This is a genomic window from Tropicibacter alexandrii, assembly GCF_003667315.2.
GTDB classification, from domain to species: domain Bacteria; phylum Pseudomonadota; class Alphaproteobacteria; order Rhodobacterales; family Rhodobacteraceae; genus Tropicibacter; species Tropicibacter alexandrii.
The window spans coordinates 19755-46245 of the sequence record NZ_RCTZ02000013.1 but is presented as its reverse complement, the minus strand read 5'-3'; the positions used below and the strand labels follow the sequence as shown (position 1 = coordinate 46245).

General features: G+C 64.1%; 27 protein-coding genes, 1 pseudogene and 1 riboswitch. Of the genes and pseudogenes, 17 read left to right on the top strand and 11 right to left on the bottom strand.

From position 1 onward, the window contains the following. Positions 1-182: 182 nt before the first annotated feature. From D8Z78_RS16195 to mobC, 3 genes are read right to left on the bottom strand one after another with little or no spacing between them, the layout of a single operon-like run. A complete protein-coding gene (locus D8Z78_RS16195; protein WP_128910812.1) occupies positions 183-2138 on the bottom strand; it encodes a type IV secretory system conjugative DNA transfer family protein in 1956 nt (651 codons plus the stop codon). Next, positions 2131-4479: a relaxase/mobilization nuclease domain-containing protein gene (locus D8Z78_RS16190; RefSeq protein WP_128910811.1), complete on the bottom strand. Its 2349-nt coding sequence runs from the start codon at positions 4477-4479 to the stop codon at positions 2131-2133. The genes D8Z78_RS16195 and D8Z78_RS16190 overlap by 8 nt, the downstream gene beginning before the upstream one ends. Then, the gene (gene mobC / locus D8Z78_RS16185) at positions 4466-5053 is read right to left on the bottom strand and encodes a plasmid mobilization relaxosome protein MobC (protein ID WP_058249092.1); all 588 of its coding nucleotides are present in this window, start codon (positions 5051-5053) and stop codon (positions 4466-4468) included. The genes D8Z78_RS16190 and mobC overlap by 14 nt, the downstream gene beginning before the upstream one ends. Before the next feature lie 490 nt (positions 5054-5543). Between mobC and D8Z78_RS16180 the strand changes: the two genes are divergently transcribed. The 4 genes and pseudogenes from D8Z78_RS16180 (at position 5544) to D8Z78_RS16170 (ending at position 8428) form a co-directional block, all read left to right on the top strand. Further along, positions 5544-6263, top strand: a complete 720-nt coding sequence (locus tag D8Z78_RS16180; protein ID WP_128910810.1) for a ParA family protein — start codon at positions 5544-5546, stop codon at positions 6261-6263. A gap of 4 nt (positions 6264-6267) precedes the next feature. Continuing rightward, the gene (locus D8Z78_RS16175) at positions 6268-6918 is read left to right on the top strand and encodes a hypothetical protein (RefSeq protein ID WP_206169698.1); all 651 of its coding nucleotides are present in this window, start codon (positions 6268-6270) and stop codon (positions 6916-6918) included. A gap of 166 nt (positions 6919-7084) precedes the next feature. Then, positions 7085-7255, top strand: a complete 171-nt coding sequence (locus D8Z78_RS24695) for a hypothetical protein (protein ID WP_159452517.1) — start codon at positions 7085-7087, stop codon at positions 7253-7255. Between the two features lie 162 nt (positions 7256-7417). Further along, positions 7418-8428: pseudogene (locus tag D8Z78_RS16170) on the top strand (IS30 family transposase). Between the two features lie 41 nt (positions 8429-8469). Here the strand turns inward: D8Z78_RS16170 and D8Z78_RS16165 are convergent. Genes D8Z78_RS16165 through D8Z78_RS25025 form a run of 6 tightly spaced genes read right to left on the bottom strand, consistent with a single transcriptional unit; the run spans position 8470 to position 14304 of the window. Beyond that, positions 8470-10812 carry a heavy metal translocating P-type ATPase gene (locus D8Z78_RS16165; RefSeq protein WP_058249089.1) on the bottom strand — a complete coding sequence of 781 codons (2343 nt, stop codon included), beginning with the start codon at positions 10810-10812 and terminating at the stop codon, positions 8470-8472. 50 nt (positions 10813-10862) lie between these two features. Continuing rightward, complete coding sequence (locus D8Z78_RS16160; protein ID WP_058249088.1) at positions 10863-12176, bottom strand: APC family permease; 1314 nt, start codon at positions 12174-12176, stop codon at positions 10863-10865. Next, a complete protein-coding gene (locus D8Z78_RS16155; protein WP_058249087.1) occupies positions 12173-12865 on the bottom strand; it encodes a TVP38/TMEM64 family protein in 693 nt (230 codons plus the stop codon). Before D8Z78_RS16155 ends, D8Z78_RS16160 begins: the two co-directional genes overlap by 4 nt. 1 nt (position 12866) lies before the next feature. Beyond that, positions 12867-13340, bottom strand: coding sequence for a rhodanese-like domain-containing protein (locus tag D8Z78_RS16150; protein WP_106268377.1), 474 nt, complete (start codon positions 13338-13340; stop codon positions 12867-12869). After that, a complete protein-coding gene (locus tag D8Z78_RS16145) occupies positions 13330-13716 on the bottom strand; it encodes a DUF302 domain-containing protein (RefSeq protein ID WP_058249086.1) in 387 nt (128 codons plus the stop codon). The genes D8Z78_RS16150 and D8Z78_RS16145 overlap by 11 nt, the downstream gene beginning before the upstream one ends. Positions 13717-13776: 60 nt before the next feature. Next, on the bottom strand, positions 13777-14304 hold the full coding sequence (locus D8Z78_RS25025) for an EF-hand domain-containing protein (RefSeq protein ID WP_058249085.1): 528 nt from the start codon (positions 14302-14304) through the stop codon (positions 13777-13779). A 168-nt stretch (positions 14305-14472) separates the two neighbouring features. Between D8Z78_RS25025 and D8Z78_RS16135 the strand changes: the two genes are divergently transcribed. Genes D8Z78_RS16135 through ccmI form a run of 7 tightly spaced genes read left to right on the top strand, consistent with a single transcriptional unit; the run spans position 14473 to position 21103 of the window. Further along, complete coding sequence (locus tag D8Z78_RS16135) at positions 14473-15195, top strand: response regulator (RefSeq protein ID WP_058249084.1); 723 nt, start codon at positions 14473-14475, stop codon at positions 15193-15195. Beyond that, positions 15192-16601, top strand: coding sequence for an ATP-binding protein (locus D8Z78_RS16130; protein ID WP_058249083.1), 1410 nt, complete (start codon positions 15192-15194; stop codon positions 16599-16601). The genes D8Z78_RS16135 and D8Z78_RS16130 overlap by 4 nt, the downstream gene beginning before the upstream one ends. After that, a complete protein-coding gene (locus D8Z78_RS16125) occupies positions 16598-16915 on the top strand; it encodes an SHOCT domain-containing protein (protein WP_234988890.1) in 318 nt (105 codons plus the stop codon). The genes D8Z78_RS16130 and D8Z78_RS16125 overlap by 4 nt, the downstream gene beginning before the upstream one ends. A gap of 27 nt (positions 16916-16942) precedes the next feature. Beyond that, positions 16943-18937, top strand: coding sequence for a heme lyase CcmF/NrfE family subunit (locus D8Z78_RS16120; protein WP_058249082.1), 1995 nt, complete (start codon positions 16943-16945; stop codon positions 18935-18937). Positions 18938-18945: 8 nt separating this feature from the next. Continuing rightward, the gene (locus D8Z78_RS16115) at positions 18946-19500 is read left to right on the top strand and encodes a DsbE family thiol:disulfide interchange protein (protein WP_058249081.1); all 555 of its coding nucleotides are present in this window, start codon (positions 18946-18948) and stop codon (positions 19498-19500) included. Then, positions 19497-19970, top strand: a complete 474-nt coding sequence (locus D8Z78_RS16110) for a cytochrome c-type biogenesis protein (protein ID WP_058249080.1) — start codon at positions 19497-19499, stop codon at positions 19968-19970. Before D8Z78_RS16115 ends, D8Z78_RS16110 begins: the two co-directional genes overlap by 4 nt. Beyond that, positions 19967-21103 (top strand): c-type cytochrome biogenesis protein CcmI, encoded by a 1137-nt coding sequence (gene ccmI / locus D8Z78_RS16105; protein ID WP_058249079.1) that lies wholly within the window; start codon positions 19967-19969, stop codon positions 21101-21103. The genes D8Z78_RS16110 and ccmI overlap by 4 nt, the downstream gene beginning before the upstream one ends. On the opposite strand, the gene D8Z78_RS16100 is transcribed toward ccmI, so the two are convergent. Further along, positions 21104-21646 (bottom strand): histidine phosphatase family protein, encoded by a 543-nt coding sequence (locus tag D8Z78_RS16100; RefSeq protein ID WP_058249078.1) that lies wholly within the window; start codon positions 21644-21646, stop codon positions 21104-21106. Positions 21647-21681: 35 nt separating this feature from the next. Next, positions 21682-21813, top strand: a riboswitch (cobalamin riboswitch). A gap of 22 nt (positions 21814-21835) precedes the next feature. Here D8Z78_RS16100 and D8Z78_RS16095 point away from each other — a divergent pair. Next, positions 21836-22048 (top strand): CbtB domain-containing protein, encoded by a 213-nt coding sequence (locus D8Z78_RS16095; RefSeq protein ID WP_106268384.1) that lies wholly within the window; start codon positions 21836-21838, stop codon positions 22046-22048. 9 nt (positions 22049-22057) lie between these two features. Further along, entirely contained in the window at positions 22058-22768 is a 711-nt protein-coding gene (locus tag D8Z78_RS16090) for a CbtA family protein (protein WP_128910808.1), read from the top strand. A gap of 223 nt (positions 22769-22991) precedes the next feature. On the opposite strand, the gene D8Z78_RS16085 is transcribed toward D8Z78_RS16090, so the two are convergent. Continuing rightward, the gene (locus tag D8Z78_RS16085; RefSeq protein WP_083499941.1) at positions 22992-23504 is read right to left on the bottom strand and encodes a class I SAM-dependent methyltransferase; all 513 of its coding nucleotides are present in this window, start codon (positions 23502-23504) and stop codon (positions 22992-22994) included. Positions 23505-23636: 132 nt separating this feature from the next. Between D8Z78_RS16085 and tnpA the strand changes: the two genes are divergently transcribed. The 4 genes from tnpA to D8Z78_RS16065 all read left to right on the top strand — a co-directional run bounded on the left by tnpA (position 23637) and on the right by D8Z78_RS16065 (position 26321). After that, the gene (gene tnpA / locus D8Z78_RS16080; protein ID WP_058249106.1) at positions 23637-23999 is read left to right on the top strand and encodes an IS66-like element accessory protein TnpA; all 363 of its coding nucleotides are present in this window, start codon (positions 23637-23639) and stop codon (positions 23997-23999) included. Further along, positions 23927-24343, top strand: coding sequence for an IS66 family insertion sequence element accessory protein TnpB (tnpB, locus tag D8Z78_RS16075; protein ID WP_476718454.1), 417 nt, complete (start codon positions 23927-23929; stop codon positions 24341-24343). Before tnpA ends, tnpB begins: the two co-directional genes overlap by 73 nt. Positions 24344-24405: 62 nt before the next feature. After that, on the top strand, positions 24406-26025 hold the full coding sequence (gene tnpC / locus D8Z78_RS16070) for an IS66 family transposase (RefSeq protein WP_058249074.1): 1620 nt from the start codon (positions 24406-24408) through the stop codon (positions 26023-26025). After that, positions 26025-26321: a hypothetical protein gene (locus D8Z78_RS16065; protein ID WP_058249073.1), complete on the top strand. Its 297-nt coding sequence runs from the start codon at positions 26025-26027 to the stop codon at positions 26319-26321. The genes tnpC and D8Z78_RS16065 overlap by 1 nt, the downstream gene beginning before the upstream one ends. The last annotated feature ends 170 nt before the right edge of the window (positions 26322-26491 follow it).

Sequence of the window (26491 nt, the reverse complement as noted above, 5' to 3'; positions counted from 1 at the left end):
AGTTGGTTGGATATCGGGTCCATCCCGTCCTGCGGTCGCCAAGCAAATCGTTGTTGCAGGGAAACCTCGGATTTTTCTGGCAGATTGGACCGACTTCGCAACGACCTGTGACGGCGATGTGCGATCCGTGTGCACGTCTCTGGGAGCCAGCATAATACCGCCAGAGAGGCGGCGGCCATTAGTCATCCATGCGCTTCAATGATCGCCCGCGTCGTTTGCACTGCCGCTGCCAGTTCTGATCTGCCTGCATGGTTGAGACCCATTCCTGCGAGATCGAGCGACAGCTGTCCCTGGCCACCTCCGCTTGCAGCAGCACGAGCCGCGCGGCCGCGGGCCTTCGCTGCGCTGACAGGGTCAGTTTTCGATGCGTTAGGCGCATTGTGGCCGACTTCCCGCGGTCCCGCAGCCGCCCGCACTTCCTGCAGTTCTTGCTTCAACCTCTCCACCGTTTCCCGGGTCTCAGACATCTGCCGATCCCGCCGCAGCCCGTCCTCGTCCGGATACGGGAAACTCCCCGACTGCCCGGCGTGCAGCACTTTCAAAGCCGGGTCCTCGAAATACTTCACCCTTCTTGCCCGGATCGGCATCTGCGCGTCGATCACGAGGATGACCTCGTCGAGGTCCATGCGTCGGGCCTCATCCTCGGTCAGGAGCGGGGTATCTTCTGTCCTCTCCGAGACGCTGCGCCCTTCGAATGGATTGCGTCCAACAGCACGGGAGCGGGTCACCACACGCTTGGTGGTCTTGCCGACAGCCTGGCTCAATTCCTCGATGGTCTTCTGCTCGGACGGGGTGAGGTAGAGCTTTACCCCGGCGCCGCCCTGCAGCGACCTGCGGGTGTTTTCACCATAGATCTCGTCCAGCGCGGGGATGGTCTGGGTCACGATGGCGAGGTTGCCGCCGAAGGAACGCAGCGTTTTGATGCTCTCGGCGACGATTGGCATTTTCCCGAGCCGGTCAAACTCGTCGAGCATGATCATCACCGGCCAGGGCTCGTCATCGCCGGGTTCCTGTGCTTGCAGCGAGGCAATCAGGTCCGAAAAGAAGAGGCGGATCAGCGGGGCAAGCGGGCGGATCATCTCGGATTCGACCACAAGATAGATCGCATGCGGGCGGCGGCGGATGTCCCGGAACGAGAAGTCAGAGGTCGCGGTGGCCGCGTCGATCGCGCGGTTGTCCCAAGTGTCGAGACCCGATGTCATCAAGAGGGAGAGGTAGGACGTGAGGGTGTCGTTGTTGGTCGAAGCCATGCGCTCAAAGATCAGTTTGGCCGAGGTGTTCTTCACCTCCTGCGAACGCTTCAGGTATTCCTTCTGCTTGTCGCCCCCCGAGGCTGTGATGCGGTAGATCTCGCCGATGGTCGGCACGCCGCGCTCGAAGGCCAGAAGACCTGACGCTACGAAGAGGTCGATACCCCCGGCCAAAAGCCCGCTCAGCTTTTCATTGTCGGTTTGCAGGAAGAGCTTGGCGGTGAGTTTCAGCTCCATCTGCTGCCGGTCGGGGTTGGTCATGGCAGCAATGCGCGCCAGCGGATTATAGCGATGTGTCGGTCGGTCCCAGTCGGTCGGCGCGAAGCGGAAAACCTTGTCCCCCATGCTGGCGCGGAAGCGCGAGGTCTCGCGGAAGTTCTCGCCTTTCACGTCGAGCACCACGGCGGAGCCCTTGTAGGTCAGCAGGTTCGGGATCACGAACCCCACGCCCTTGCCCCGGCCTGTCGGCGCCACGATCAGCGCGTGGGGGAAGGTTTTTGAGACTAGGAACGGGCGCTTGGATTCCGGGGAGCCGAGCTTGCCCAGAAGGAAGCCGCCGCCGGGCTTGGCAAAGAAACCGTTCCTCTTCATCTCGCTGCGAGTCTGCCAATGCGTCGTCCCGAAGCGGGTCAATGCATCCCCCAGAAGCGTGACGCTCAGCATCAGCGATGCCAGGCCGAAGCCGCCCAGGATGAGGTTCACCCAGAGGAAGTCTTTCGGTGCAGACTGAGACAGACCCCGATATTCGCGGGCAAGCAGGGTGACGTCGAAACGCGAGGGAGAAAGCCCATAGCGGAACATGACAAAGCCGGTCGCCACGACATAGCCCATGGCGAGACCGACCAGCACGAGGCTCAAAACTCCTAGGGCAATCTTGCCGTTATCCATGGGTGATCCCCTTCTCACCATGTGCCGCGGCGTGGCGCGCGCGCTGCGCCTCGATCTGCTCTTCGGCCAGAGCATCGAGAACGCGCTCCATGGCCGGGCCATGCGCGGTGACCTCGCTGCTTTGAAGATAGGTCTTGGCGAGTTCCAGCTGGCGCAGCGGATCCTCGGTGAACTTGTCCAGGACGTCCGCATTTCCCGCCCGCAGCGCGTCGATTGCGTCGGGGCTTAGTCGCTCGTTTATCTGCCGGACGATGTCCTGCTGCTCTGACTCGGAGAGCGGGCCCTCGACGTCGGCGTTTCGCACAAAGGCCATGACGGTTGGCGCTGTCTCCTCCAGATACCGGCGCTCGGCGTAGTCCTGTCGCGCCTGGTCCTCGATCTCGAAACTGCGTTCGCTGATATAGGCACGCGACGCGCCGAGCGAACGAAGGTGATTGATTTCGTCTTGGACGGCCTGCCCGAACTCGTCATCCGGCATCTCCGTGCGATAGCGGGCGAGGGTGCGGAGCTCTTCGGTGATCGGACCGAGATGATCCGAAGGATCCCGCAAGGCGAGGTCCATGTCGCCAGCATGAAGCGTGCGGTCCTGCTCCGATACCGCATATTGCGGCGGCATTCGACTGTCAGTCATCTGTTCCCAAGCCATCGAGGCCAATTCGGCATGTTGCGGAGATCTATGCGCATAGGCGTCGAACGCGACGCGGGCCTCTTCAACCTCCACGGCGCCGGCCCGCCTTACAGACGGGTCGTCGGAGAACGGATGATCGAAATCCGTCCGACGGAACTGCGCCACCAGCGCCCTGAACGCCTGCCGCTCCGATGGGGCAAAAATGTCGGGCCCGTCCTTCTCGAGATCACCCCCGGGTGCCGCCAACCGCTCGCCGAGCGCTGGCTCAGCGTTGTCCACCTCGTCGATCTCGGTTGGCGCACGCAGGACGCGTACGTCGGTCAGGACATCGCCCAACCGAACATGCACGGCTTCCAGTCGGTCGAGCGCTTCTTCCCGGTCCGCAGATTTCTCCAGATCGAGGTCGCTTGCTTTGGCAATCCCCTGCAGATCCTGTGCCAGCCACTGGCGCTCCAATGCGGCATTGGCTGCCCCCTCCCGCAGGCGCGCGGCCACAGCCTCGGCATCGATGCCCATGCCTTGCAACGCCTCGGCCAGCTTTGGTGCCACCTCTCCATCGTCAAGACGCGCGAGATGTTCTTCACTTAAGTTCGGCCTTGCATAGATGCCGTCCCGGGATGGGGCATCGAGCAGGGCGGCGGAGCGATCCCCGAGCGGGTTCAAATGCGCGACCGAGGCCAGAACGTCGGTCAGCTTGCGCTCGATCACCGGCCTCTCGGCCGCCGGCGCCCTGTCGATCGCCGCCTCGATCTGGCGAATGTTCTGAGAAAACTCGGTGATCAGCGTGTCGAACGCTGCTTCGTCTTGGGACATGTAGATGGCTCCGTCAGATTGAATCTGACCGCCACTGGCAAGGATGGTGCTGGCCCTCTCGAGCGCTTCGGCCACGTCTTCGAAATTCGAGCGTGACGCCTCCGCCGCGAGCCCGCGATAGATCAGGGCATTCTGTCGGACAGTTTCCAAAGCGGCCGCCAGGTCAGCGCCGGTTCTCTGGCGCTCGACAGGGGGACGGCCCTCGTCGCGGGCCTTGTAGATTTCATCGATCTCGGCGCGGTAGGTCGTGACGCCGCGATCCAGACGGCGCGTCGCCTCAAGGCGGATCCCATGAACTTGGGCCGCCTCGACCATCGCCTCGCGAAAGGCGTCGTAGTTGAAGTGATGATCCTTCCCGAGAAAGAACATTTCGCCATCCTTGCTGCGGCGGTTCAGAACGATATGCGCATGTGGATGCGCGCGATCTTGGTGTATTGCAGCAATATAGTCGAATTGCGACCCCTCACCTTGAAAGAACTTCTCGCAGACCGCCTGGGTGATATCGCGCACCTCTTCACCCCTGGTCCCAACCGGGAATGCCATCAGGAGATGCGACGTATGGCCAAGCTTGGGGCTGTAGCGCTCGTTCCACTGGTTCTCGAACCGCCGCGCCACTCGGTTGATCTCGGCTTCCGAGAGCTGCTTCTTCCCGTCATGGGTGCCGCGACTGTCGAGGATATGGGTCGACTTCGTCGTGAGATATGTGAGCTGAGCCCGTAGCTGCGCCCCGGTGTGGCAGCCCCCTTTCGAGATAGCCTTGAAGATCGCTGGCGAATAGCCGCGCGCGGCCCGAACCATCTGCGCGCCCTTGGAAAGCCCCTGCCAGGATCCCGAAACTCGGCTCCAGCCGCGGTCAAATAGCGCCGGGTCGATGCCACGGACCCGGTCACTCCGCTCCATTTTCATCCCTCTCGGCGAGGTCCGCCAGGGTAGAGCTGATCTCAAGGTCCAGCACGCTGCGCCGCGCACGCGACATCTCCTGAACCTGGTCGGCCAGATCGAAGACCAGACCCGCAAGGGCGCGGACGTCACGGTGGCTTGAGGCCGGGTAGGACAGTCTCTCGCCCCGCAGCTTGGCCTCGTTCAGACGTCGCGCGATCTGGTTCACATTGTTGCCGACCCGGTTGAGCGCGGCGCCGAGATTGCGCAACTCGTCACACATCTCGTCGTCGGGCAGGAAGACACCTTCGGCCGCCAGCATCAGGCGGCGCATGGCATCCGAGCGGTGCGCAATCCCGCGCCGCGACAGCGCCGCGTCGAACCGGCGCAGGTCGTCGTCCGAGACCCGGATCCCCACAACCCGCGATCGGCTGCCGTTCGCTGTCTGACGCTCATCCCGGTGGTTCACCACGTTGTAGATCGTCTTCAGGCTGACATCATAGCGCGCGGCCAATGACGCCGCGGAGACGCCGTTCCGGCGCTCCTGGGCGATGGTCGATCGTTCGATCTCTGACAGTCTGCGACGGCGGGGCATTTTGAAGTTAACGTTCCTATTTCTTGCCAACTTCGTACAAGCCCGCCGACTCCCAGCGCAAGTGGAGTTGGCCATAAGGGCTTGTACTCAATGTAGAAAATCGCCCTGCAGGGGCGATTTGACGCCTTCTGCGGAGTGCATCCCGCGCGCTGCATTCTGCAGCCCGCGAGATGCGCTTCGCGCCCCGTCTTCCGCGTTCCGCGGCCCGTTTCCCGTCTTCTGCCTGCCGTTCTCTGCGGGATGCTGTCTGTTGTCCGGCACCCGACTCACGTCCAGTGCGCCGCGTCACACGCTGACTTAGCTACGCACCCTGCGGCACGGACCGCGTCCCGTGTCGGGTGCTGCGTGCGATCCGCACCCCGGAGAGTGCGCCACGCCGACTGCCCTATGTCTCGCGCGGTCCGCACAATGCTTGACGTCCACAATTGGTCGGGATACCGACGCGGCAATCGTTTTGCGACGTTTCACCATTTTTGCCGGAGATGCCCAGATGCCCAACGACAACCTTGTGGTGATCGCTGCGATGGCCCGGAAGGGGGGGAGTGGCAAGACCACGCTCTCCCGCGCGCTGATCAGCGCCGCCGTCGCAGCCGGCCGCCGGGTGATGCTCATCGATACCGACAGCACTGGCGTGCTGTCGTCCTGGCACGCGCGCGCCGAAGGGGCAGGGTATGGCTCACCGCGCCTGAACTCATCGGTGGCGGAAAGCGTGGCTGACGTCGATCGGATGATCGAGCGGGTCTACGCGGACGGCTCAGCGGATTTCATTTTCATCGACACCGCTGGGGTGGGGGCCGAATGGTCCGACGAGATCGCGGTGCTCGCCGATCACATCGTCACCCCGGTCATGCTCTCGACCTCGGATTTCGACGTCGGCGGCCAGACAGTGGATTGGTTCCGGCAGCTCGCCGTGCGCGTCGATGACGCTTCCTCGCTGCCCCGGCATCATGTTGTCCTGAACATGGTCGACCCGAAGACCACCAAGGCGGATGCGGCGCTGATCGAGAGTGCCATCGGGATGTTCCCGCTCATCGAGACCGTGATGCTGCGCCGGAACGCCTACAAGGAGATGGACGAGAAGGGGCTCTTGCACGCCATCGCGCTGCAGAAGCAGACCGATCCGAACCCGCTGATGCGTCCCCATGTCCGCCACATGGTCGAGGCGCTGGAGGAAGCGACCGACATCCTCAACAACGTCCTCGCGGCCTGACGCGATGCGCAAGAAGATCCCCACGATCACGCGCCCGGACCCAGGCTATGCCGCAGGTCTGAAGGTCTCAGCGCCTGTCGAACCGCAACGCCAGGAGTTTACGAGGCCTGACCCTGAAGGGGTTGGGATCACGCGGGCAAGCGAGGGGTCAGAGCTGATGACGCCCGAACGGCCACCGGCGCCCCATGCCGAAGCCGTCCCTGATGTCGTTGAACGTTCGCCAGGTGTTGCGCAGCCTCAATCCGCGCGGACCCGGAAGGTGGATGTGCGGGTGACAGCCCTGGAGCGCCAGGCCGCCGCCCTGAACGCCAGTGGCGTCAATCCGGCCCATGTCGTCCGGGCCGCGCTGAGGCGCGCGACAAGGCACTGGCAGCTGAAGCCGGAGTTCGTTCCGCCGAGAAGCGACCGAACGGCGAAACCGGCGTCCTGGCGGATGCGCACGACGGTGGCCGTGGATGCGGAGGCCCTGACCGCGATCATGGCCATCGAGGACCCGCTCGACGTCTGCAGCAAGTGGTCGCTGATCCGCGGCCAGCTCGAGCCGCTGGTCTGGCAGGAGATCGACAAGATTCTGGCTGAGTTGACCGGAGCTAGAGCGCAAAGCGAAGACCCACACGCACCGGATGCCGCCAACAAAACGTCCGACGATGGCTAGCGCCTCGCAAGCAAGGTTATCGATCACAAACGCAAGAATCCGCGCAGCCCCTTGTCAACTTTGGATTGCATGTTGCGAGTGCAGCATGACGCCAATAAGAGGCGGCCAAGAATGTAACAGCGATGCAAATCAATCGCTTTGCATGACGAGTTGGAAGGAGTTCACCATGTCCCAAGCCCCGCGTTTGACCGGAAAAGCCATCATGAGAATCGTCTCCAAAACGTCGGGCAAACTGGTCGGCCATCTCTATGAATGGGACAACGGAGAACTTCAGCCCTGGTGGCTCGATGGCGAGGTTCAGGGCGTGCTTTATGAGCCGATGGGTGGTCCAGTTTAGGACCGCCTAAGCTGTCGATCATCTGGAGCGAGTAGCTCTGTCCGTCAGCAGAAGAAGCTCTTCGCATAATCGCCCATTATCGGAGATTTGAGCCTTCAACGGTGGATTCACAAATGAAGTGCAAATTCTGTATGAAACCAGAATCTTGCATGGAGAATGTAAATGGGCCGCTGCTACCCTCACCTGACTTTCGAGGAACGCCGGAAGATTGCGAAGTGGAGTTAAGCGAAGATGCCGGTTCCGGAAATCGCGGATCATCTGGGCCGCGCGCCGTCGACGATCTATCGCGAGCTGCGCAGGAATGTCTTTGAAGACAAGGAGATGCCCGAGCTGAACGGCTACCACGCCCTCCTCGCGCAGAAGATCTACGAGGAGCGTCGTGCGATCCATCGAAAGCTGATCCGCCATCCCGAGATCAAGGCCGCCGTGGAGGACGCCCTGAAATCAGGATGGTCGCCGGAACAGATCGCTGGCCGGATGCGGCTGGAACGGCATCCGATCCGCGTCAGCCATGAAACCATCTACCGCTTCGCCTATTCCAAGGAAGGTCGGGCCGTGCAATTCCACCGCCATCTATCCGAGCATCGCAGGCGCCGCCGACCACGTGGCCAGAGGCGCCACCAGCATGGGCATATCTTCGAGGCCCAGAGCCTTCGCAATCGCCCCGACGAGGTGGCTGAACGTCAGGAATTCGGACACTGGGAGTGTGATCTGATGATGTTCCGCAAGGAGCACGGCAAGGTCAACGTCACCTCGCTGGTCGAGCGCGTCAGCCGGTTGACCGTGGTGCTCCGCAACGAAGATCGCCAGTCAAAACCGATCGTGGAGGCGCTGATCGGCGGCCTGTCGAAACTGCCTGCCGATGCCCGACGTTCGATCACCTTCGACCGCGGCACTGAGTTCTCGGCCAGGCCGCAGCTGAAGGACGGCATGGGCACCGACAGCTGGTTCTGTGACCCGCAGGCACCTTGGCAGAAGGGCACCGTCGAGAACACCAACAACCGATTGCGCCGGGACCTGCCCCGCACAACCGATCCGACCACGCTGACCCCGAAGCGGCTGCGCACCATCTGCCGGAAGCTCAACTCCACGCCAAGGAAATGCCTCGGCTACAGAACACCCGCCGTGGTCTTCGAAAGCCGCCTGCTGGAGATCAGTAACCGGCTGGAATAGGCTCAGGTGTCAGGCTTTGCACTTCGGCGTGAGTTCACAAACTACAATTCGGCGCGTCGCAACCGAAGTGCGTTGCCGATGACCGATACGGAAGACAGGCTCATCGCAGCGGCAGCGATCATCGGCGACAATAGAAGCCCGATGAACGGGTACAGGATGCCAGCGGCGATGGGTACGCCTGCAGCGTTGTAGGCGAAGGCAAAGAACAGGTTTTCCTTGATGTTGCGAAGCGTTGCGGTGGCCAGTTTGCGGGCGCGTACAATGCCGGTCAGGTCGCCGCCCAGAAGGGTGATCCCTGCGCTTTCGACAGCCACGTCGGCTCCGGTGCCCATGGCAATCCCGACATCGGCGGCGGCAAGGGCAGGGGCGTCATTCACCCCGTCGCCGGCCATCGCGATATAGGCGCCTTGCGCACGCAACTCCTCGACAAGGGATTTCTTGTCCTCGGGCAGAACGCCCGCGCGGACCTCGTCGATATCGAGTTGGCGCGCGACCGCTTCGGCGGTGCGCTGGTTGTCGCCGGTCGCCATGATGACCCTAAGGCCAAGCGCGTGCAGGTCGCGGATCGCTGCGGCGGTCGTGTCCTTGATCGGGTCGGCAACGGCGACCAGACCGGCCAGCGTTCCGTCAAGGGCAACATACATGGCCGTCTTACCGTCCGCGCGCATCGCATCGGCGGGCGCGTCCCCAGCAGACGTGTCGACCCCCAGAGCCGCCATCAACGCCGGGTTGCCAAGAGCCACATCGCGGCCTTCAACCCGTCCGGTGACGCCTTTGCCCGTTACCGCATCGAATTCACTTGCGTCGTGGCGTGGGGCGCCCCTGTCCCGTGCACCCTGAACGATGGCTTCGGCCAGAGGGTGTTCGGAGCCGCGTTCCAGGGCGGCGGCATAGGCCAGCACGTCAGCCTCGTTCGCGCCCGACAGGCCGACCACGTCGGTCAGGGTGGGCTTGCCCATGGTCAGCGTGCCGGTCTTGTCGACGATGACGGTATCGACGCGGGCCATGCGCTCCAGTGCCTCGGCGTCCTTGATCAGCACGCCCGCCTGCGCGCCACGCCCGGCGGCGGTGGTGATCGAGATCGGCGTAGCCAGCCCCAGCGCACAGGGGCAGGCGATGATCAGTACGGAAACGGCGGCGGTGATGGCAAACGCCAGCGCCGGGTCAGGACCGATCAAAAGCCACGCGAAGAAGGCCAGCGTTGCAATACCGACCACGGTGGGTACGAAGATCGCCGAAACCCGGTCTGCCAGACCTTGGATTGGCGCCCGCGACCGGCGGGCGCCCGCGACCATGTCGACGATCTGGGAAAGCACCGTGTCGGCACCGACTTGCGTGGCGCGGATCGCCAGCGTGCCATTCTTGTTGATCGTGCCGCCGGTGACGCGGTCGCCTGCGGTCTTTTCGATGGGCACGGGTTCGCCGGTGATCATGCTTTCATCAACCGAGGACCGACCCTCGACCACTTCGGCATCCACCGGAATGCTGTCGCCGGGGCGGACGCGCAGCATGTCGCCCGCGACCACGTTTTCCAGCGGCGCATCGTATTCCTCGCCATCGGGCAGGATGCGGCGAGCGGTCTTTGGAGCAAGGTCCAGCAGGGCGCGGATCGCATCGCCGGTGCGTTCGCGCGCGCGGAGTTCCAGCACCTGCCCGACGAAAATCAGGGCGACGATGACGACCGAGGCCTCGAAATAGGTGCCGACGCCTTCGCCCATCCGGTAGTCCTCGGGGAAGACACTTGGCAGGAAGGTGGCAAAGATCGAATAGACATATGCCGACCCGACCCCAAGCGAGATCAGCGTCCACATGTTGGGTGACAGGTTGCGGAACGAGTCCAGCCCGCGTCTGAAGAACGGCAGCGCGGCCCACAGGACGATGGGCGTGGCCAACAGGAATTCGATGTAGGTCGCGATACGGTGACCCAGCCAGTCGCGGACGGGCAGGCCGACAAGCTCTCCCATCGTCAGGATGACCAAAGGCACCGCCGCCGCGGCGCTGATCCACATCCGGCGGGTGAAGTCGGTCAGTTCTTCGGACGGTTCGTCGCTGGGTAGCATCGGTTCCAGCGCCATGCCGCAGATCGGGCAGGCCCCCGGTTCGTCGCGGACGATCTCGGGGTGCATGGGGCAGGTCCATTGCGTGCCGGGTTGGGCCTGTTGGCCTGTCTTGTCGGCATTGCCGGACGCATAGAACCACGGGTCAGCCTTGAACCTGTCCTCGCAGGAGGCCGAGCAGAAATGATGGGTCTCTCCTCCAAAGGTCTGCGTTCGGGTGTCGTCCTTGACTTCGATGGTCATACCACAGACCGGGTCCGTGGCCGTAGGGGCGCCAGCCGGGATCGGGGCATGCTGCGAATGGGAGTGGTGGGCATGGTCGGGCATGATCGAAGTCCTTTCCCGTATCAGTCATGGGCCCTCCAGCAAGGGGAAGGTCAAGCGCCGTGATGGTGATGCATTTTGGGCGGGTGCCGACGCAAGAAGATGTGCTCGAAGCCAAAAACGATGATCATTCCGACACCTGCGATCACCACGATCCAAGGGTCGGCCTGCACCTTCATCCCGGCAAAGGCAGCCAACACGACGGCGTCCAATCCGATTGCGGTCAGCAAGACCCAGCCGCGCGCGCCCACCTCGGTCCGCAGATTGCGGAACACTCCCCAATGGATCAGCATGTCCATCACCAGATAGAAGAACGCCCCCAGCGACGCGATGCGTCCGAGATCGAAGAAGATGGTCAGCAGCGTGGCAATCACAACCGTGTAGACTAAGGTGTGGTCGCGGATGACGCCGGGCATGCCGAAATGGCTGTGCGGGATCATCCGCATCTCGGTCAGCATGGCCAGCATGCGGGACACGGCAAAGACGCTGGCGATCAGGCCGGAGGCCGTCGCCACGAGCGCCAGGCCGACGGTCAGGTAGAACCCGGTCCGCCCCAGGGCCGGTTCCGCGGCCTCGGCCAGCGCATAGTCCCGTGCAGCAACGATCCGGTCCAGCGGCAGACTGCTGCCGACGGCAAAGGCGACCAACAGGTAGACCAGCGTACAGATGGCGATGGAAACGATGATGGCACGGCCAACGTTGCGGTGCGGGTTCGTGATTTCGGCCCCGCTGTTCGTGATGGTCGTGAACCCCTTGAAGGCAAGGATCGCCAGAGCCATCGAGGCGACAAATCCGGTGATCCCGGTGTCTTGCTGTCCCCCGGTCGCCTCGAAGCTGATCCCGCCCGCCCAAAGCGCTGCTATGCCGAAAACGGTGATGCCCCCGACCTTCAGCGCTGCCATCAGCACCGACAGCCAGCCGACGGACCGGTTGCCCGCGACATTGACCAGCCACGCAAACACGATGACGCTCACGCCGATGGCGGGCACAAGCCATGTGTCGCGCGGCATGTCGAGCCCGCGCAGCAGGTAGGTGGCAAAGGTCCGCGCCACGAGGCTTTCGTTGATGACCATCGACAGCGCCATCAGCAGGGCGGCCCCGGCGGCGACAGTCGTTGGGCCATAGGCTTTTTGCAAGATCATCCCTATGCCGCCCGCAGAGGGGTAGGCGTTCGACATCTTGACATAGGTGTAGGCGCTGAAGGCGGTGACAACGGCACCGGCGATGAAGGCGAAGGGGAAGAGCGGCCCCGCCAAAGCTGCGATCTGACCGGTCAGCGCGAGGATCCCGGCGCCGATCATCACGCCGGTACCCATGGCGATGGCATCCAGCAGGGTCAGGCTGTTCTTGCGATAGTCCGAAGTCATTCCGTATTCCTCTTGTCATCGTCCCGGTGCCGCAAGGCCAGCACCAGCAGCGGTACCGCCGTGACCAGCCCCAGGCCGAGGGCCAGCCATTCCGCCGACCCGAAATCTCCCTGCATGGCGACGCTGCCCACATGGGCCAGAACGAAGCTGGCGGGCAGGATTCCGGCCATCGTCGCCAGCGCAAAGCGCCAGGCGTGCAGGCGGCTCAGTCCGGCGGCATAACTCATCGCGTCGAACGATACGAAGGGCAGCAGGCGGCTGACAAAGACCGTCAGTGTCAATGCGTTTTGCGAACCGAACAGCCCGCGATCGGCACTGTGGCCCAATAAACGCTCGACCGTGCCGCGCCCGAGCGTCCTGGCAAGGGCAAAGGCGATGACCGCGCCGATCTCGGACCCGAGGGCGACGTAGGCTGCCCCGGCATAGTGCCCATAGGCGGCACCTGCCGCCAGCGCGATGGGCGCGCTGGGGATCGGGCTGGCGACAACGGCGGCGGTCATCAGTGCGACAACGGCGACAGGCCCCCAAGGGCCCGCGGCATGGACCCAAGTTTCGACCCGCGCGCGGTCGATCGTCGGCATCTGCCCACCCAGCAGCCAGTACAGGGCCAGCGCGCCAAGCAGCGCCGCCGCGATCCACACAAAGGGGCGAAGCGCCGGACTGAACCGATCCACGCCGCGCCCGGTCATGTCAGGTCAGCGCCTCTGGGAGGGATGCAAGCGCCGCATCCAGCGGCACCACGGGCAGCCCGGCGGCGATCCAGCCCGGCCCGGCCCCGGAGCCCAGCATCCCCTCGGAGATATCGGCATACCCGGTGTAGCCCGCCCGCATCAACGCGCCCAGCACCGACAGCGACCGCCCGCCCGTGGCGCAGATCAGCCCGACGGTGCGCTCGCCCGCGTGGGAGCGGGCCGCAAAGAGGCGGTCGGCAAAGCGGGCTTCGTGCATGCTGATCGGCCAGACCCCGGCGCCGATCCCGGTTTCCTGCCATTCCTCGCGAGAGCGGATGTCGATCACCCGCGCAGTATCGTTCAACAGCGCATCATAAGCCTGACCGGCGGACCATGCGCCCGTGCCCTGCGCCCAGGAAGGAACTGCAAACGGCGCCGCGCCCGAAGCCGCCAGCCCTGCCAGCACGAACCGCCGCGTGCGATCAGGCCGCATCGACAGCCCCCATCAGCATGTCGCGGACCTGGCCCGCGACGGCGTGCAACTGGTCGTTGTCGATTGCCGCCATCGACGCGACGGGATCGATCGCGCTGACTTCGGTGCCGCCCTCGACTTCGCGCAGGATGACGTTGCAGGGCAGCATCGCGCCGACGCGCGGTTCCAGCCCGATGGCCTCATACGCCATCTTGGGATTGCAGGCACCAAGGATGCGGTAGCCCTCCATTTCGGCGTCGATCTTCTTTTTCATCGTCGCCTTGACGTCGATTTCGGTCAGCACGCCGAACCCCGCCTCGGACAGGGCTGCGCGCACGCGCATGTCGGCGTCGTCGATCGACACGCCGCTCAGCAGGCGGTCATGGGTATAGCTCATGGCAGGTCTCCTATCGTTGCGGCATGGCCCGATTGCCGGGGCCATGCCCGTGTAACTGGCTCATTCCTGCGCGGGGTCCATCCTCGGCATGGAACCGATCCGCCCGGCAAAGCCCTGCATTTCGGAACCGGTGATCTTGCCGTCGCCGTCGGCATCGAGATGCTGGAAGCGATCGACCATCGTCTCCTTCATCATCTGTGCGTGCCAATCGGCGAATTCGTCAAGGCTCAGGCTGTCGTCCCCGTCGCCGTCATGGGACATCATGCCTTGCCGCATCATGTCGCCCATGTCCCCCATGCCGTCACCGGACGGGCCCATCATGGGGCGCATCATCTGCATCATGTCGCGGTCCATCATCCCCATTGCGGAGGACCCCATGCCCATCATCGGCATGTCGCCGCCCGCGTGCATCCGCATCATCATCTGCATCATGGTGTTGTGCATGTCGCCATTCATCTGGGGAATCGCCATGTCACCGCCCGTCGGGCCGGCGCCGTTTCCGGTGTGGTGGTCTGAGTCCGCAAGGGCGGGCGCTGCGGTCAGTGCCAGAACCGCAAGAACAGAGACAGCTTGTGTAAATCGGGGCATCGTGTGCTCCTTTCGCTTGAGAGTGTCGTTTCCGGCCCCAGTCAAACGCTGTTTTCGGGCGACATGCAGCCCCGGATTTGTAACGATCTGTCGCAAAGCCGGGGCGTGATACAAACCGCTACAAATCGACCGGTGAAGTTCCCGGCCCCGGTCCGTTAGAAGGGGCGCATGGGACAGCAACCGCATATTCTCGTGGTCGACGATCACGCCCAGATCCGCGAAAGCGTCACGCGGTTTCTGCAAAAGAACGGGGTGCGCGCCACCGCAGCCAAGGATGCGGCCGAAATGGATGCCTGCCTTGCGGTCGGCCAATTCGACCTGATGGTGCTGGACGTCATGATGCCGGGCGAGGACGGCCTGTCCGTCTGTCGCCGTCTGTCGCCGCAAGGCGATCTGCCCATCATCCTTCTGACCGCCCTTGGTGAGGAAACCGACCGGATCGTCGGGCTGGAGCTGGGGGCGGATGACTATCTGGCCAAGCCGTTCAATCCCCGCGAATTGCTTGCCCGGATCAAGTCCGTCCTGCGGCGGACCACGCGCGAAGCCCCCATGGCCGGGCGGCTGGCGGGCCAGACGGTGCGTTTTGCCCACCTGCTACTGGACACGGACCGGCAGATTCTGCGCGACGAATCGGGCGCCGAAACGGCGCTGACCAGCGCTGAGTTCAAGCTGCTGTCGGTCTTTTTGGAACGCCCGCGCATTGTGCTGAGCCGGGATCAGTTGCTGGACCTGACGGCAGGCCGCATGGCCGGACCGCTGGACCGCACCATCGACAACCAGATCAGCCGCCTGCGCCGCAAGATCGAGCCCGACGTGTTGCGCCCGCGCATCATTAAGACGGTGCGCAATGGCGGCTACAGCCTTGCCTGCGATGTCGAGGCCGAGGCATGAGCCTGCGTGCCGCGATGACGCTGCGCTGGCAGTTGGTCCTGCTGATCGTAGCGGCGCTGACCGTGGCGCAGATCATCAGCCTGCTGCTGTTCGCCGACGAGCGCAGCCTTGCGATCCGTGCGGCGCTTGGCTTCGAGGCGGCGGGGCGTGCAGCCAACGTGGCGCGCCTGATCGAAGAGGCGCCACCCGATCTGCATGCCTCGATCCTGCGGGCGGCAAATTCGCCTCTCGTGCGGTTCGACCTGTCGCAGACGGCCTTGGTTCAGCACAGCGACCATTCCGATGGCGGTCTGGTCGAAAGCCGCATCCGTACCCTGCTGGATGACAGCTACAGCCGCGACATCCGTGTCGAGCTTCACCAGATCGAGGGCCAGTTGATGCCGCTCGCCAATCTGTCGCGCGAGATGACAGAGATGCACATGGCGATGATGCGGGGCGAGCTGACAGCCATCGAGATGAACCTATCCATAGCCATTTCCGGGGGGCACTGGCTGAATGTGGGCACCCGCTTCGAACGCCCGCCGATCCAGTGGCCGCTGGAATCCATGCTGGCCTTTGTGCTGTCGGCTACGGTGCTGCTGATCGTGGTGATCTGGTTCGTCATGACGCGGTTGACCGGCCCGCTGCGGCGGCTGGCGCGGGCCGCCGACCGGCTGGGGCGGGGCGAGGACGTGCCTGAACTGCCCGTTGCCGGCCCGACCGAGGTCCGCGACCTGACGGTTTCCTTCAACCGGATGCAGGAACGCCTGACCCGCTTCGTCAATGACCGGACGCGGATGCTGGCGGCGCTGGGGCACGACCTGCGCTCGCCCCTGACGGCGATGCGGGTGCGTGCCGAGATGGTCGACGACGACGAAACCCGCGACAGCATCGTCGCCTCGGTCGAGGAAATGCAGGGCATGGTCGAGGCAACGTTGACTTTCGCACGCGGACTGACCGGATCAGAGCAGCCCGAACGCGTCAATCTGCACGACTACCTCGGCGCTCTGTGCCAGACCCTGCCCGCCGGGGTCGACCTGCTGGGAGCCGACGACACCGAACTGCGCTTGCGCCCCAACGCCATGCGCCGCGCCTTGCGCAACCTGATCGAAAACGCCCTGCGCTACGGCCATATGGCGCGCATCGATTGGCAAAAGACTGGCGGGGAGGTGGTTCTGATCGTTGACGACGACGGACCGGGCATCCCCGAGGACCAGTTGGACAAGGTCTTTGACCCGTTTGTGCGGCTCGAAGAGTCGCGGTCGCTGGAAACCGGCGGGCATGGGCTGGGACTGTCCATCGCCCGGACGATCATCCAGTCGCATGGCGGCGATGTCACTCTGACGAACCGGCCCGAAGGCGGGTTGCGGGCACGGGTGCGGCTGCCGAACGGACATGCGGCCAACACCGAAGGAGAAACACCATGAGACAGATCCTGATTTCACTGGGCGCGGCGCTGGCCGGCGCAGCACCTGCGCTGGCCGATGCCGATGACGGCATGATGAACGGCTATGGCATGGGCGGTTTCGGATTTGGCCTTGGCGGGTTCGGGATGCTGCTGTTCTGGGGCCTCGTGATTGCGATCGTCGTACTGGTCGTGATGCGGCTGACGGGCCGTGGCGACAGCGGGCCAGCCGTGTCCGATGCGCCGGATCCCCTTGAGGAACTGCGCCTGCGCTATGCGCGGGGCGAGATCGACGAAGAGGAGTTCCAGCGTCGCAAAGCTGCGCTGGACAAATAACCGCGACACCCCCGAGGGAGGCCAAGCATGATCCCGGAAATCGGACATTTCTCACTGGCATTGGCGCTGGCCTTGGCCATTGTTCAGAGCGTGTTGCCTATTCTGGGCGCGTCGCGCGGCAACGTCGTGTGGATGCAATCCGCGCAATCCTCGGCCATGGGGCAGGTGGTTTTTGTCGGGTTGGCCTTTGCCGCCTTGATGCGCTCTTTCGTGGTCAGCGACTTTACCGTGCTGAACGTGGTTGAGAATTCCCATTCGCTGAAACCGATGCTGTTCAAGATCGCCGGCACATGGGGCAGCCACGAAGGCTCGCTGCTGTTGTGGGTGCTGATCCTTGCGGTGTTCGGCGCGGGCGTGGCCTTGTTCGGATCGAACATCCCCGCCGCCACCAAGGCGCGCGTCCTGTCGGTGCAGGCCTGGATCAGCGTCGGTTTCCTGAGCTTCCTGCTGTTCACCTCGAACCCGTTCGAACGGGTCTTTCCGCCGCCCGCGAATGGCAATGACCTGAACCCGCTGTTGCAGGACGTTGGTCTCGCCATGCATCCGCCGCTGCTGTATTTCGGGTATGTAGGCTTTTCCATCGTGTTTTCCTTTGCGGTTGCGGCCTTGCTCGAAGGGAGGGTCGATGCCGCCTGGGCGCGCTGGGTGCGGCCGTGGACGCTGGCTGCGTGGATGAGCCTGACAGCCGGGATCGCGCTGGGATCGTGGTGGGCTTATTACGAGTTGGGCTGGGGCGGCTGGTGGTTCTGGGACCCGGTGGAGAATGTCAGCTTCATGCCGTGGCTAATGGGAACGGCGCTGCTGCATTCCGCCATCGTCACGGAAAAGCGCGACGCCTTCAAAAGCTGGACGATCCTGCTGGCGATCCTGACATTTTCGTTGTCGCTGCTGGGCACCTTCATCGTGCGTTCGGGGCTGCTGACCTCGGTTCATGCGTTTGCCGTCGATCCAGAGCGCGGGCTGTACATCCTCGGGCTGTTGGGCCTGTCCATCGGCGGGTCGTTGGCGCTTTATGCGTGGCGGGCCCCCGAGATGGAGGGCGGCGGCCTGTTCCGGCCCGTCAGCCGAGAGGCAGGCCTGCTGCTCAACAATCTGATCCTCGCGGCGGCGACCGGGACGGTGCTGTTCGGAACGCTCTACCCGCTGCTGCTGGAGGCGTTGACCGGCGACAAGATTTCGGTCGGACCACCGTTCTTCAACGCCGCTTTCGTCCCGATGATGCTGGTCCTCGTGCTGTTCATGGGGATCGGGCCGTTCCTGTCGTGGAAGCGCGCCGATATTGGCGGGGTGCTCCAACGGGTGCGCTTCGTGGCGCTGCTGTGCCTCGCTGCGACTCTGATGCTTTGGTATGTTCAGACCGGTGCGCCTGTGTTGGCCTATGTCGCGGTTGCCGCAGCGCTCTGGCTGCTGTTTGCGACGCTTCGGGAATGGGCGCTGCGGATCAAGCTGTTCGACGCACCGCTGTCCGAATCGGCCCGCCGCGCCCGCGCACTACCACGGGCGTCGCATGGCATGACGCTGGCTCATGCCGGGCTGGCGGTGGTCATACTGGGCATGGTCGGGTCAAGCGCCTGGAAGAGCGAAGAAATAGCCTTTGTCCGACCTGGGGACCGCATCGAGATTGCCGGGTTCGAGGTCCTGTTCGAGGGGGTCGAGAAGCGTCGCGGGCCGAATTATCTGGCCGATCAGGGCCGGTTGAAGGTTTGGCGCAATGGCAGCTACGTGACGACTTTGTTCCCCGAACGGCGCAGCTATCCCGTGGCCCGGTCGACGACAACGGAATCCGCGATCCGCTCGACCCTGGCAGGGGATCTCTACGCCTCGATCACGGAACCGGCCTCGGACACGGCGGCCAAGGGCGGGGCGTGGACCCTGCGCATCCTGTACGAACCGCTGGTGAACCTGCTGTGGATTGGTGCGGGCCTGCTGGTGCTGGGTGGCGCGCTGTCGCTATCGGACCGTCGCCTGCGCGTCGGGGCGCCACGGCGGGCGCGCCGACCGCAACCCCAGCCCGCCGAATAGGAGTGACCATGAAACGCATGTTAGCCGGGCTGCCGTTGGTGTTGGCGGCCATCCTCGGGGCCTTTTTCCTTTGGGGACTGGACCCTGAGCGTGACCCAAATGATATCCCCTCGGTTCTGATCTCGCACCCGGTGCCGGAGTTTGCGCTGGACCCGGTCCCAGGACTCGACGTGCCGGGCCTTGCAACAGCGGACCTGTCGGGCAATCCCGGCCCCGTGGTGGTCAATGTCTTTGCCTCGTGGTGCGTGCCGTGCAAGGCCGAACATGCGGTCCTGTCGCGGTTCGTCGAACGGGACGGGGTGCGCCTTCTGGGCATCAACTACAAGGACAAGCCCGAGGACGCCCTGCGTTGGCTCGCCGAGTTGGGCAACCCGTACAGTGCCATCGGCTCTGACCTCGATGGTCGGGCGGGTATCGAATGGGGCATTTCCGGCGTTCCGGAAACCTTCATCGTCGGCGGAGACGGAACGGTTCTGTATCGCTATGTCGGGCCGATCGTGGGCGAGGACGCCGTGGCAAAATTCACGCTCGCGTTGCAGCAGGCGCAAGGCGGCCTGTCATGAGGGCGGTGGTGCTCGCCGTTCTGTTGGCTGTCTTGCCCATGCTCGCGCAGGCTGTAGAGCCGGACGAGATCCTGGCCGACCCGGCGCTTGAGGCGCGCGCCCGCGTGATCTCCAAGCAGCTGCGCTGCGTGGTTTGCCAGAACCAGGACATCGACAGTTCCAACGCCGGGGTGGCGCGGGATTTGCGGCTGCTCGTACGTGAACGGCTGACCGCGGGCGACAGCAATGCGGAAGTGGTCGACTACATCCACGCGCGCTACGGAGATTTCGTCCTGTTGAAACCGCCGTTCACACGTCGGACCGTGGTGCTTTGGCTTGCGCCGCTGGTCCTGATTTTTGCAGCGGTGCTGACCGGGGGGCTCAGTCTTTCGCGGGCCCGACGCCGACGCACCGACGCGGCGCTCGATCCCGAAGACGAGGCGCGCATTGCAGCGGCCATGGACCGATACAAACAGGGAGGATCGGAATGATCTGGGGTATTTTCGCCATCATGGCGATTGCTGGTCTGACCATCGCGCTGTTTCCGATGCGCCGGGCAGGCATGGCACCGGTCTTGCGCGCCGACGCCGTGCCGGCGGTTCTGGTCGACCAGCTCGAAGAAATCGACCGCGACATGGCGCGGGGGCTGGTCTCTGCACCCGAAGCAGAGGCCGCAAGGCAGGAAATCCGCCGCCGCATGGCGCAGGTGCTGCGGCGCGCTGATCGGCAGACCGTCACGACGACAGGCGGGCGCGGCGCGCTGATCCTCGCGGCGGTGTTTGTCCCGGCCATGGCCTTTGGCTACTATTCGTTCGCCGGTGCGCCCGACGTGCCGGCTGTGGCCTTCGCCGACCGCGCCGACGAGCGCGCCGACACGCGACGGATCGCCGATTTGGCTGGGCAATTGCGCGAAAGGCTGAGGGCCGATCCCGACGGCGGCCCGACCGATGGCTGGATGTTGTTGGGCCAGACCTATGCGCGCATGGGACAATTCGACGAAGCCGTTACCGCCTTCCGGACGGCCTCTGGCCGTGACGACGCGGTTTCGGCGACATGGTCGATGCTGGCCGAGGCGATGATCCGGGCCAATGACGGAACCGTCACGCCGGACGCGGTGACCGCTTTGAACAGGGCGCTGACGCTGGACCTCTCGAACCCGGCGGCGGCGTTCTACCTTGCGATCGCGGACGCGCAGGCAGGAGAGGTCGGGGCAGCTCATGACCGCCTGACGGCGCGACTGGCCGAGACGCCGGGCTACCAGCCCTGGATGGACACCTATATTGCGCAGGCGAATGCATTCGCACAAACACTCGGCCGGGCGCCCATCGCGTCGCGTGCGCCTGTTGCCCGCAGCCCCAGTGCCGCCGATGTCGCCGCCGCACAGGAGATGAGCGAAGGCGACAGGGCGGTTTTCATACGGTCCATGGTGGATCGTCTGGCGACGCGGCTTGAGGATGAACCGGATGACGTGAACGGATGGCTCAGGCTGGCGAATGCCTATGGCGTGCTCCAAGAGATGGACAAGGCGCGGGACGCTTACCTTCGCGCGGATGCGCTGTTGCCCGAGGGCGATGCGCGCAAGGCAGAGGTCAGGGCAAGCATCGCACGTCTGGAAAACCCGTGATCAGTCCGGGTTACCGGGCCGCCATGTCCATCGTTGACCGTCGTGTACCAGGTGGATCGGGGCGAGAGGATGGATATCCAGCCGGAACCCGGCAATAGGCGGCAGGTCCAGCGCGCTGACAATGACTCCGCGCAGCACGGGCGGGGCCGCCAGAGCCACCACACGATCTGCCGACGAGGCCGCCATCTGGTCCAGCCAGGGTCGTACGGTCGCGCAGAGGTCTGTCAGGGAGGTACCCCCGCCGGGGCGAGCTTCGGGGTCACGGGTCCACAGTGACAGTGCCTCGGGATCGGTGGCGGCGACTTCGTCCAGGGTCATGTCTGTCCAGTGCCCGAAATCCTGCGCGCCGAGCGCCGCGCAGTCGTTTGGCTGCAATCCAAGCTCCAAGGCCAAGACACCGGTCCCTGGCGCGGTCTGGCAAGCACTGCCCCCAAGCCGGCCAGAGAGGGTACGTGCCCGCTGTACCTGCGCAGCGCTCATATCCGCGGCAAGGCGAAAGGGGTGATGCGCAGACATGGGCGCGGCAACGAGGATCAGGCGCATGGGGGGCTTTCGTACAGGCGAGGCAAGAAAATGTTGGCAGCTCGAGGCATTCTGGCCTATCGATCAGACACAGGGGAATACGGAAGCCGGTGAAAATCCGGCACGGTCGCGCCACTGTGATCGCGCAAGCGTAAGTCAGACACGGATCCCTGGAAAATACTCATGACGCGTCATCAGAAGGAGTACCAAATGACTGTCGCAACCCGTCCCGCCGTTTCGAGCGATCTTCCCGCCATCCCTATGCGGGACATTGCCCCTTGGGCGATCCTGGCCGCGCTGCTGGCTGTCCTGCTGGTCTATTTCGTTGGTGCAGAGCAGGGCGCATGGTCTGTTTTCGCCGGGACCGACGTGCACGAATTCGTGCACGATGCGCGCCACCTTCTTGGCTTTCCCTGCCACTAAGTTACAGCGATGACTCGTCTTCTTGTGCTCGGCCTTCTGGCCGGGCTGTTGGCGTCCGTGGTGACGTTCGGCGTGGCGCGACTTGTCGGTGAACCTGCGCTGGACGCGGCCATCGCGATGAAAACCACCGACAGCCACACACACGCGACAGATACGCCGGATCTTTCCGATACCGGCGGCATGTCGCGCCATTTGCAGGCTGGTCCTGGATTGTTCGTCGGTCTCGCCGCCGTGGGCGTGGCCCTGGGCGGGATCCTGGCAATCAGCTTTGCCGTGGCGCGGGGGCGGATCCTGCATGGATCGACACGGGCCACGGTGGCCTGGATCACGGCGTTGGGCTTTGCCGCGGTGATCGTCGTTCCCATGCTGAAGTTTCCGGGAAATCCGCCAGCAGTTGGCAACCCCGAAACGATCGGGGCGCGCACCCTGGCCTATTTCGCCTTTCTGGCGCTGTCGTTGGCAACCCTCGGGCCGGCTGTCTCGGCGGTGAAAGGGATCGCTTCGCGACGACGCAAGATGCTGATCGGGGCGGGGATCTACGCAGGGGTCATGTCCGGGGCAGCGATCCTGTTGCCCTCGTTCCACGAGGTGGACCCGGCCTTTCCGCGCGATCTGCTCTGGCAGTTCCGGGCATCGACATTGGCGGTGCAGGCAACGCTGTGGGCCAGCACGGGGATCGCCTTTGGCTGGCTGGTCGAACGGTTCGGCCAATCCATTTGACGGGAGGTGTACAGATATCGGCACGGTGACGTTCAGAAAGTAACCTTCACGTTCGGTGCTTGCGGCGGAATTCCGGCGCGACCAAAGCGTTGCCAGATCAGCGAGTTGTTTCCCGATGTCAGGGCCGCAACTGGCCGTCCGCACGCGCGACTGGCCAAGACGCGTGGTTTGCGCGCAAGGCAGAGGTTCAGGCAATACTGGCGCAACTCGGGGGAGACTGAGGTCAGCCGACCCGACGGATCAGGCTAAATTGAAAAGCTTGCTCCGCGCCTTTCGGGGTTTGGTGGAGGTGGCGGCGATGCGCCACCGGCGCGAAACTGTCTGCCAAAAGCACCGCGATATTCTCGGGGCTGTAGCGGACGACCGGCAGGCCGCTGCACCGATCCGGTCCGTCCGGCGCAAAAGTGGCTATGATGGCATGGCCATCGATCCGGACGGCGCGTGTCAAGCTCTCGATATAGGCGGCTCTGTCGGCGGGGTCGGTGAGAAAGTGGAATACCGCCCTGTCATGCCACAGGTCGTACTGTCGCGTCGGCGACCAGGTGGTGATGTCTTTACACAGCCAGGTCAAGCTGCCCCCTGCGGGCCCCAGCCGGTCTCGCGCGGCATCCAAGGCCACTTGCGACAGGTCCAAAATCGTCACGTCGCGCAGCCCCATCGCCAGCACGGCGTCCGTGAAACGGGACATGCCGCCGCCTATGTCGATCACCGACGCGCCTCTGGGAATTCCGGCCATCCGAATTAGGTCGAGCGAAACTGTCGGATCGTCCGTAACCGACCGGTTGAGGCCGCCTGCCGGTTGGAAGCGACCTGATCTAAGACACGTGCTTAACGACGTCCTTTGCGACGTGTCTTGGATGGAGGGGTCATGCTGGGCGAAGTTCTGGGCGTTGAGCGACGCCGACGGTGGAGTGACGACGCAAAGCTCGAGATCGTGCTGGCGGCTGGTGCTGACGGGGCGACGGTGACCCAGGTCGCTCAGCGCTACGAGGTGACACGCTCTCAGATTTACGGTTGGCGGCGGGACCTGAAGCAAAAGGGTCTCTGGTCGCCCGGTCACGGCGCTTACTTCCTTCCCGTCGATTTCCCGGAGTCGGCGGCTCCAGCGCCCACGCCGACCAGATCGGTTCCGGTGGAGTTGCGGTTGACCAACGGGAGATGCTTGAGGTTCGACAGCAGCATGGACGGAGAAGCTCTGACGCGGCTGATCCGGGCCATCGAGGCGGCATGATCGGCCCGGGAACGGGCGTGCGGGTCTACCTTGCCTGCGGCGCCACAGATATGAGGAAGGGCATTTCTGGCCTATCCGCCATGGCACAGGACGTTCTGCGTCAGAAGCCTGCAAGCGGCGCGGTCTTCGCGTTCCGGGGGCGCCGGGGCGACCGGCTCAAGCTGCTCTATTGGGATGGTCAGGGCTTCTGCCTTTACTACAAGGTTCTGGAACGCGGGCGCTTCCCGTGGCCGAGCACCGAAGGCGGCGTTGCCCGGCTTACCTCGGCTCAGCTGGCCATGCTGTGGGAAGGGATCGATTGGCGCCGTCCGGACTGGGGCGCGCCACCTGCGCGCGTGGGATAGATTGTCTCCCTGAAGTCCCTTGTTTTGTTGGCTATTATGGGCGCCGCGTGGTATCTGTCGGCATGTCTGATGACGCCGATATCCTCTCCAACGATCCCGCTGTTCTGAAGGCGATGATCGCCGCCCTCCAGGCGGAGAATGTCCGCATGTCGGTCACGCTGCAGGCTCATGAACACCTGGTCCAGACGCTGCGGCTGAGGATTGCGAAACTGCAGAAACAGGCGTTCGGCAAGTCGTCGGAAAAGATCGAACGGGAGATTGCCCAGCTCGAGCTCGCGCTGGAAGACCTGTTGATCGCGGCGGCCGAGCAGCGCAGCGAACCGATCGAAGATGAGGATGCGGGCCCTCTCGACATGGTGCCCGAAGCCGCCGAGGTGAAACCCCGCCGCAGGCCGCGGGTATCGGATGGGACACCCCGCGAACGCCGCGAACTCGATCCCGGCACCTGCTGCCCGGAGTGCGGGGGCGAGCTGCGCGTGGTAGGAGAAGATGTCAGCGAGTTGCTCGACATGGTTGCCGCGCAGATGAAGGTGATCCAGATCGCACGGGTGAAGAAGTCGTGCCGCCGCTGCGAGAAGATGGTTCAGCCTGCCGCCCCGAGCCGCCCGATCCCCGGCAGCATGGCTGGGCCAGGCCTTCTGGCCCATGTCCTGGTCTCGAAGTTCGATGATCACGTTCCGCTCTATCGCCTCAACGAGATTTATGCCCGCATGGGCGCCGAAGTGCCGGACAGCACGTTGCTGGACTGGTGCGGCCGGGCCATGAAGGTGCTCGAACCGGTCATCGAAAGGATCGAGGCCGAGATCATGGCCGCGCCGATCCTCCATGCAGACGACACTCCGATCCGCGTATTGGACCGGTCACGCCGGGACCGCGGCCTCGGCAAAGGGGTCAAGCAAGGTCGGGTCTGGGCCTATGTCTCAGATCAGAGGCCCTGGGCCGGCAGCGCACCGCCTGGTGTGGTCTACCGCTTCTCGCCGGACCGGAAAGGGGAGCATCCCCGGCAGCACCTGCACGCCAGCAGCGGCATCCTGCAGGCCGATGCCTACGCAGGCTTTGCCCAGCTCTATGAGCCGCGGGCGGACGGCAGTAGCCAGTTCAGGGAGGCGGCCTGCTGGGCCCATCTGCGACGCGACTTCCACGATGTCTGGGAGACAACCAGGTCGGAGATCGCACGCGAGGCGCTCGATCGGATCGGGAAGCTCTACGACGTCGAACGGCAGATCGCCGGTCAACCCGCCGGACTGCGCAAGGCGGCGCGGCAACAGCACTCCAGGCCCAAGGTCGACGCCTTCAAGGCGTGGGCCGAGGCGCAACTCGTGCGCATCCCAGGCAAGGGCGATCTTGCCAAGGCCTTCCGCTATGGGCTCTCCCGTTGGCACTCCTTCGAGCTCTATCTCGAGGACGGGCGCATCGGCATCGACAACAACCCGGCCGAGCGCGCCATGCGCCCAATCGGGATCGGGCGCCGCAACTGGCTGTTCGCCGGCTCCGACAGCGGTGGCGAGACCCTCGCCCGGGCCATGACGTTGATCGAGACCGCCAAGATGAGCGAACTGGACCCGCAGGCCTGGCTAGCCGACGTCCTCGACCGCATCCACGATCACAAGATCAACCGGCTCGACGAACTGCTCCCATGGAATTGGCAGCCGAGAAGCCAGCTTGAGAGCGAGGCCGCCTGATGGCTGAGACAACCTATGTCTGCTTGCTCAGCCACGTTGCCAGCCTGCTCGGAGAGGAGTTGGACCTTCTCGAAGCCATCGTCAGCAACGATGACAACCTCACCTACGGCAATATCGTTAGCGTCCAAGTCGGTCAGGACAACTACCAGACTGCCCTCACGGATGACGGTATCGACGAACTTCGGGACATGCTCATGTCTGCCCGGGTCTCGATCGAGCAATGGCATAGCTTCCTCGAGGACTTCGTGGACGACCCCGACATCATCGAACGCGTCAAGAACATTCCACTGCGGTAGCTATCGGGCGCTTACGATCGTCCTGATGCCAGCTCAGGCTGGTCTCGGGCGTCTTGCCGTAGACGGTGTCCCAGTGTTCTTTTCGATCGACTGACATGGCCATGCCCACTGACGCGGATCTGCAGACCAACTAAAGGTCCAACATATTCCATATACATTATGTTTAAATG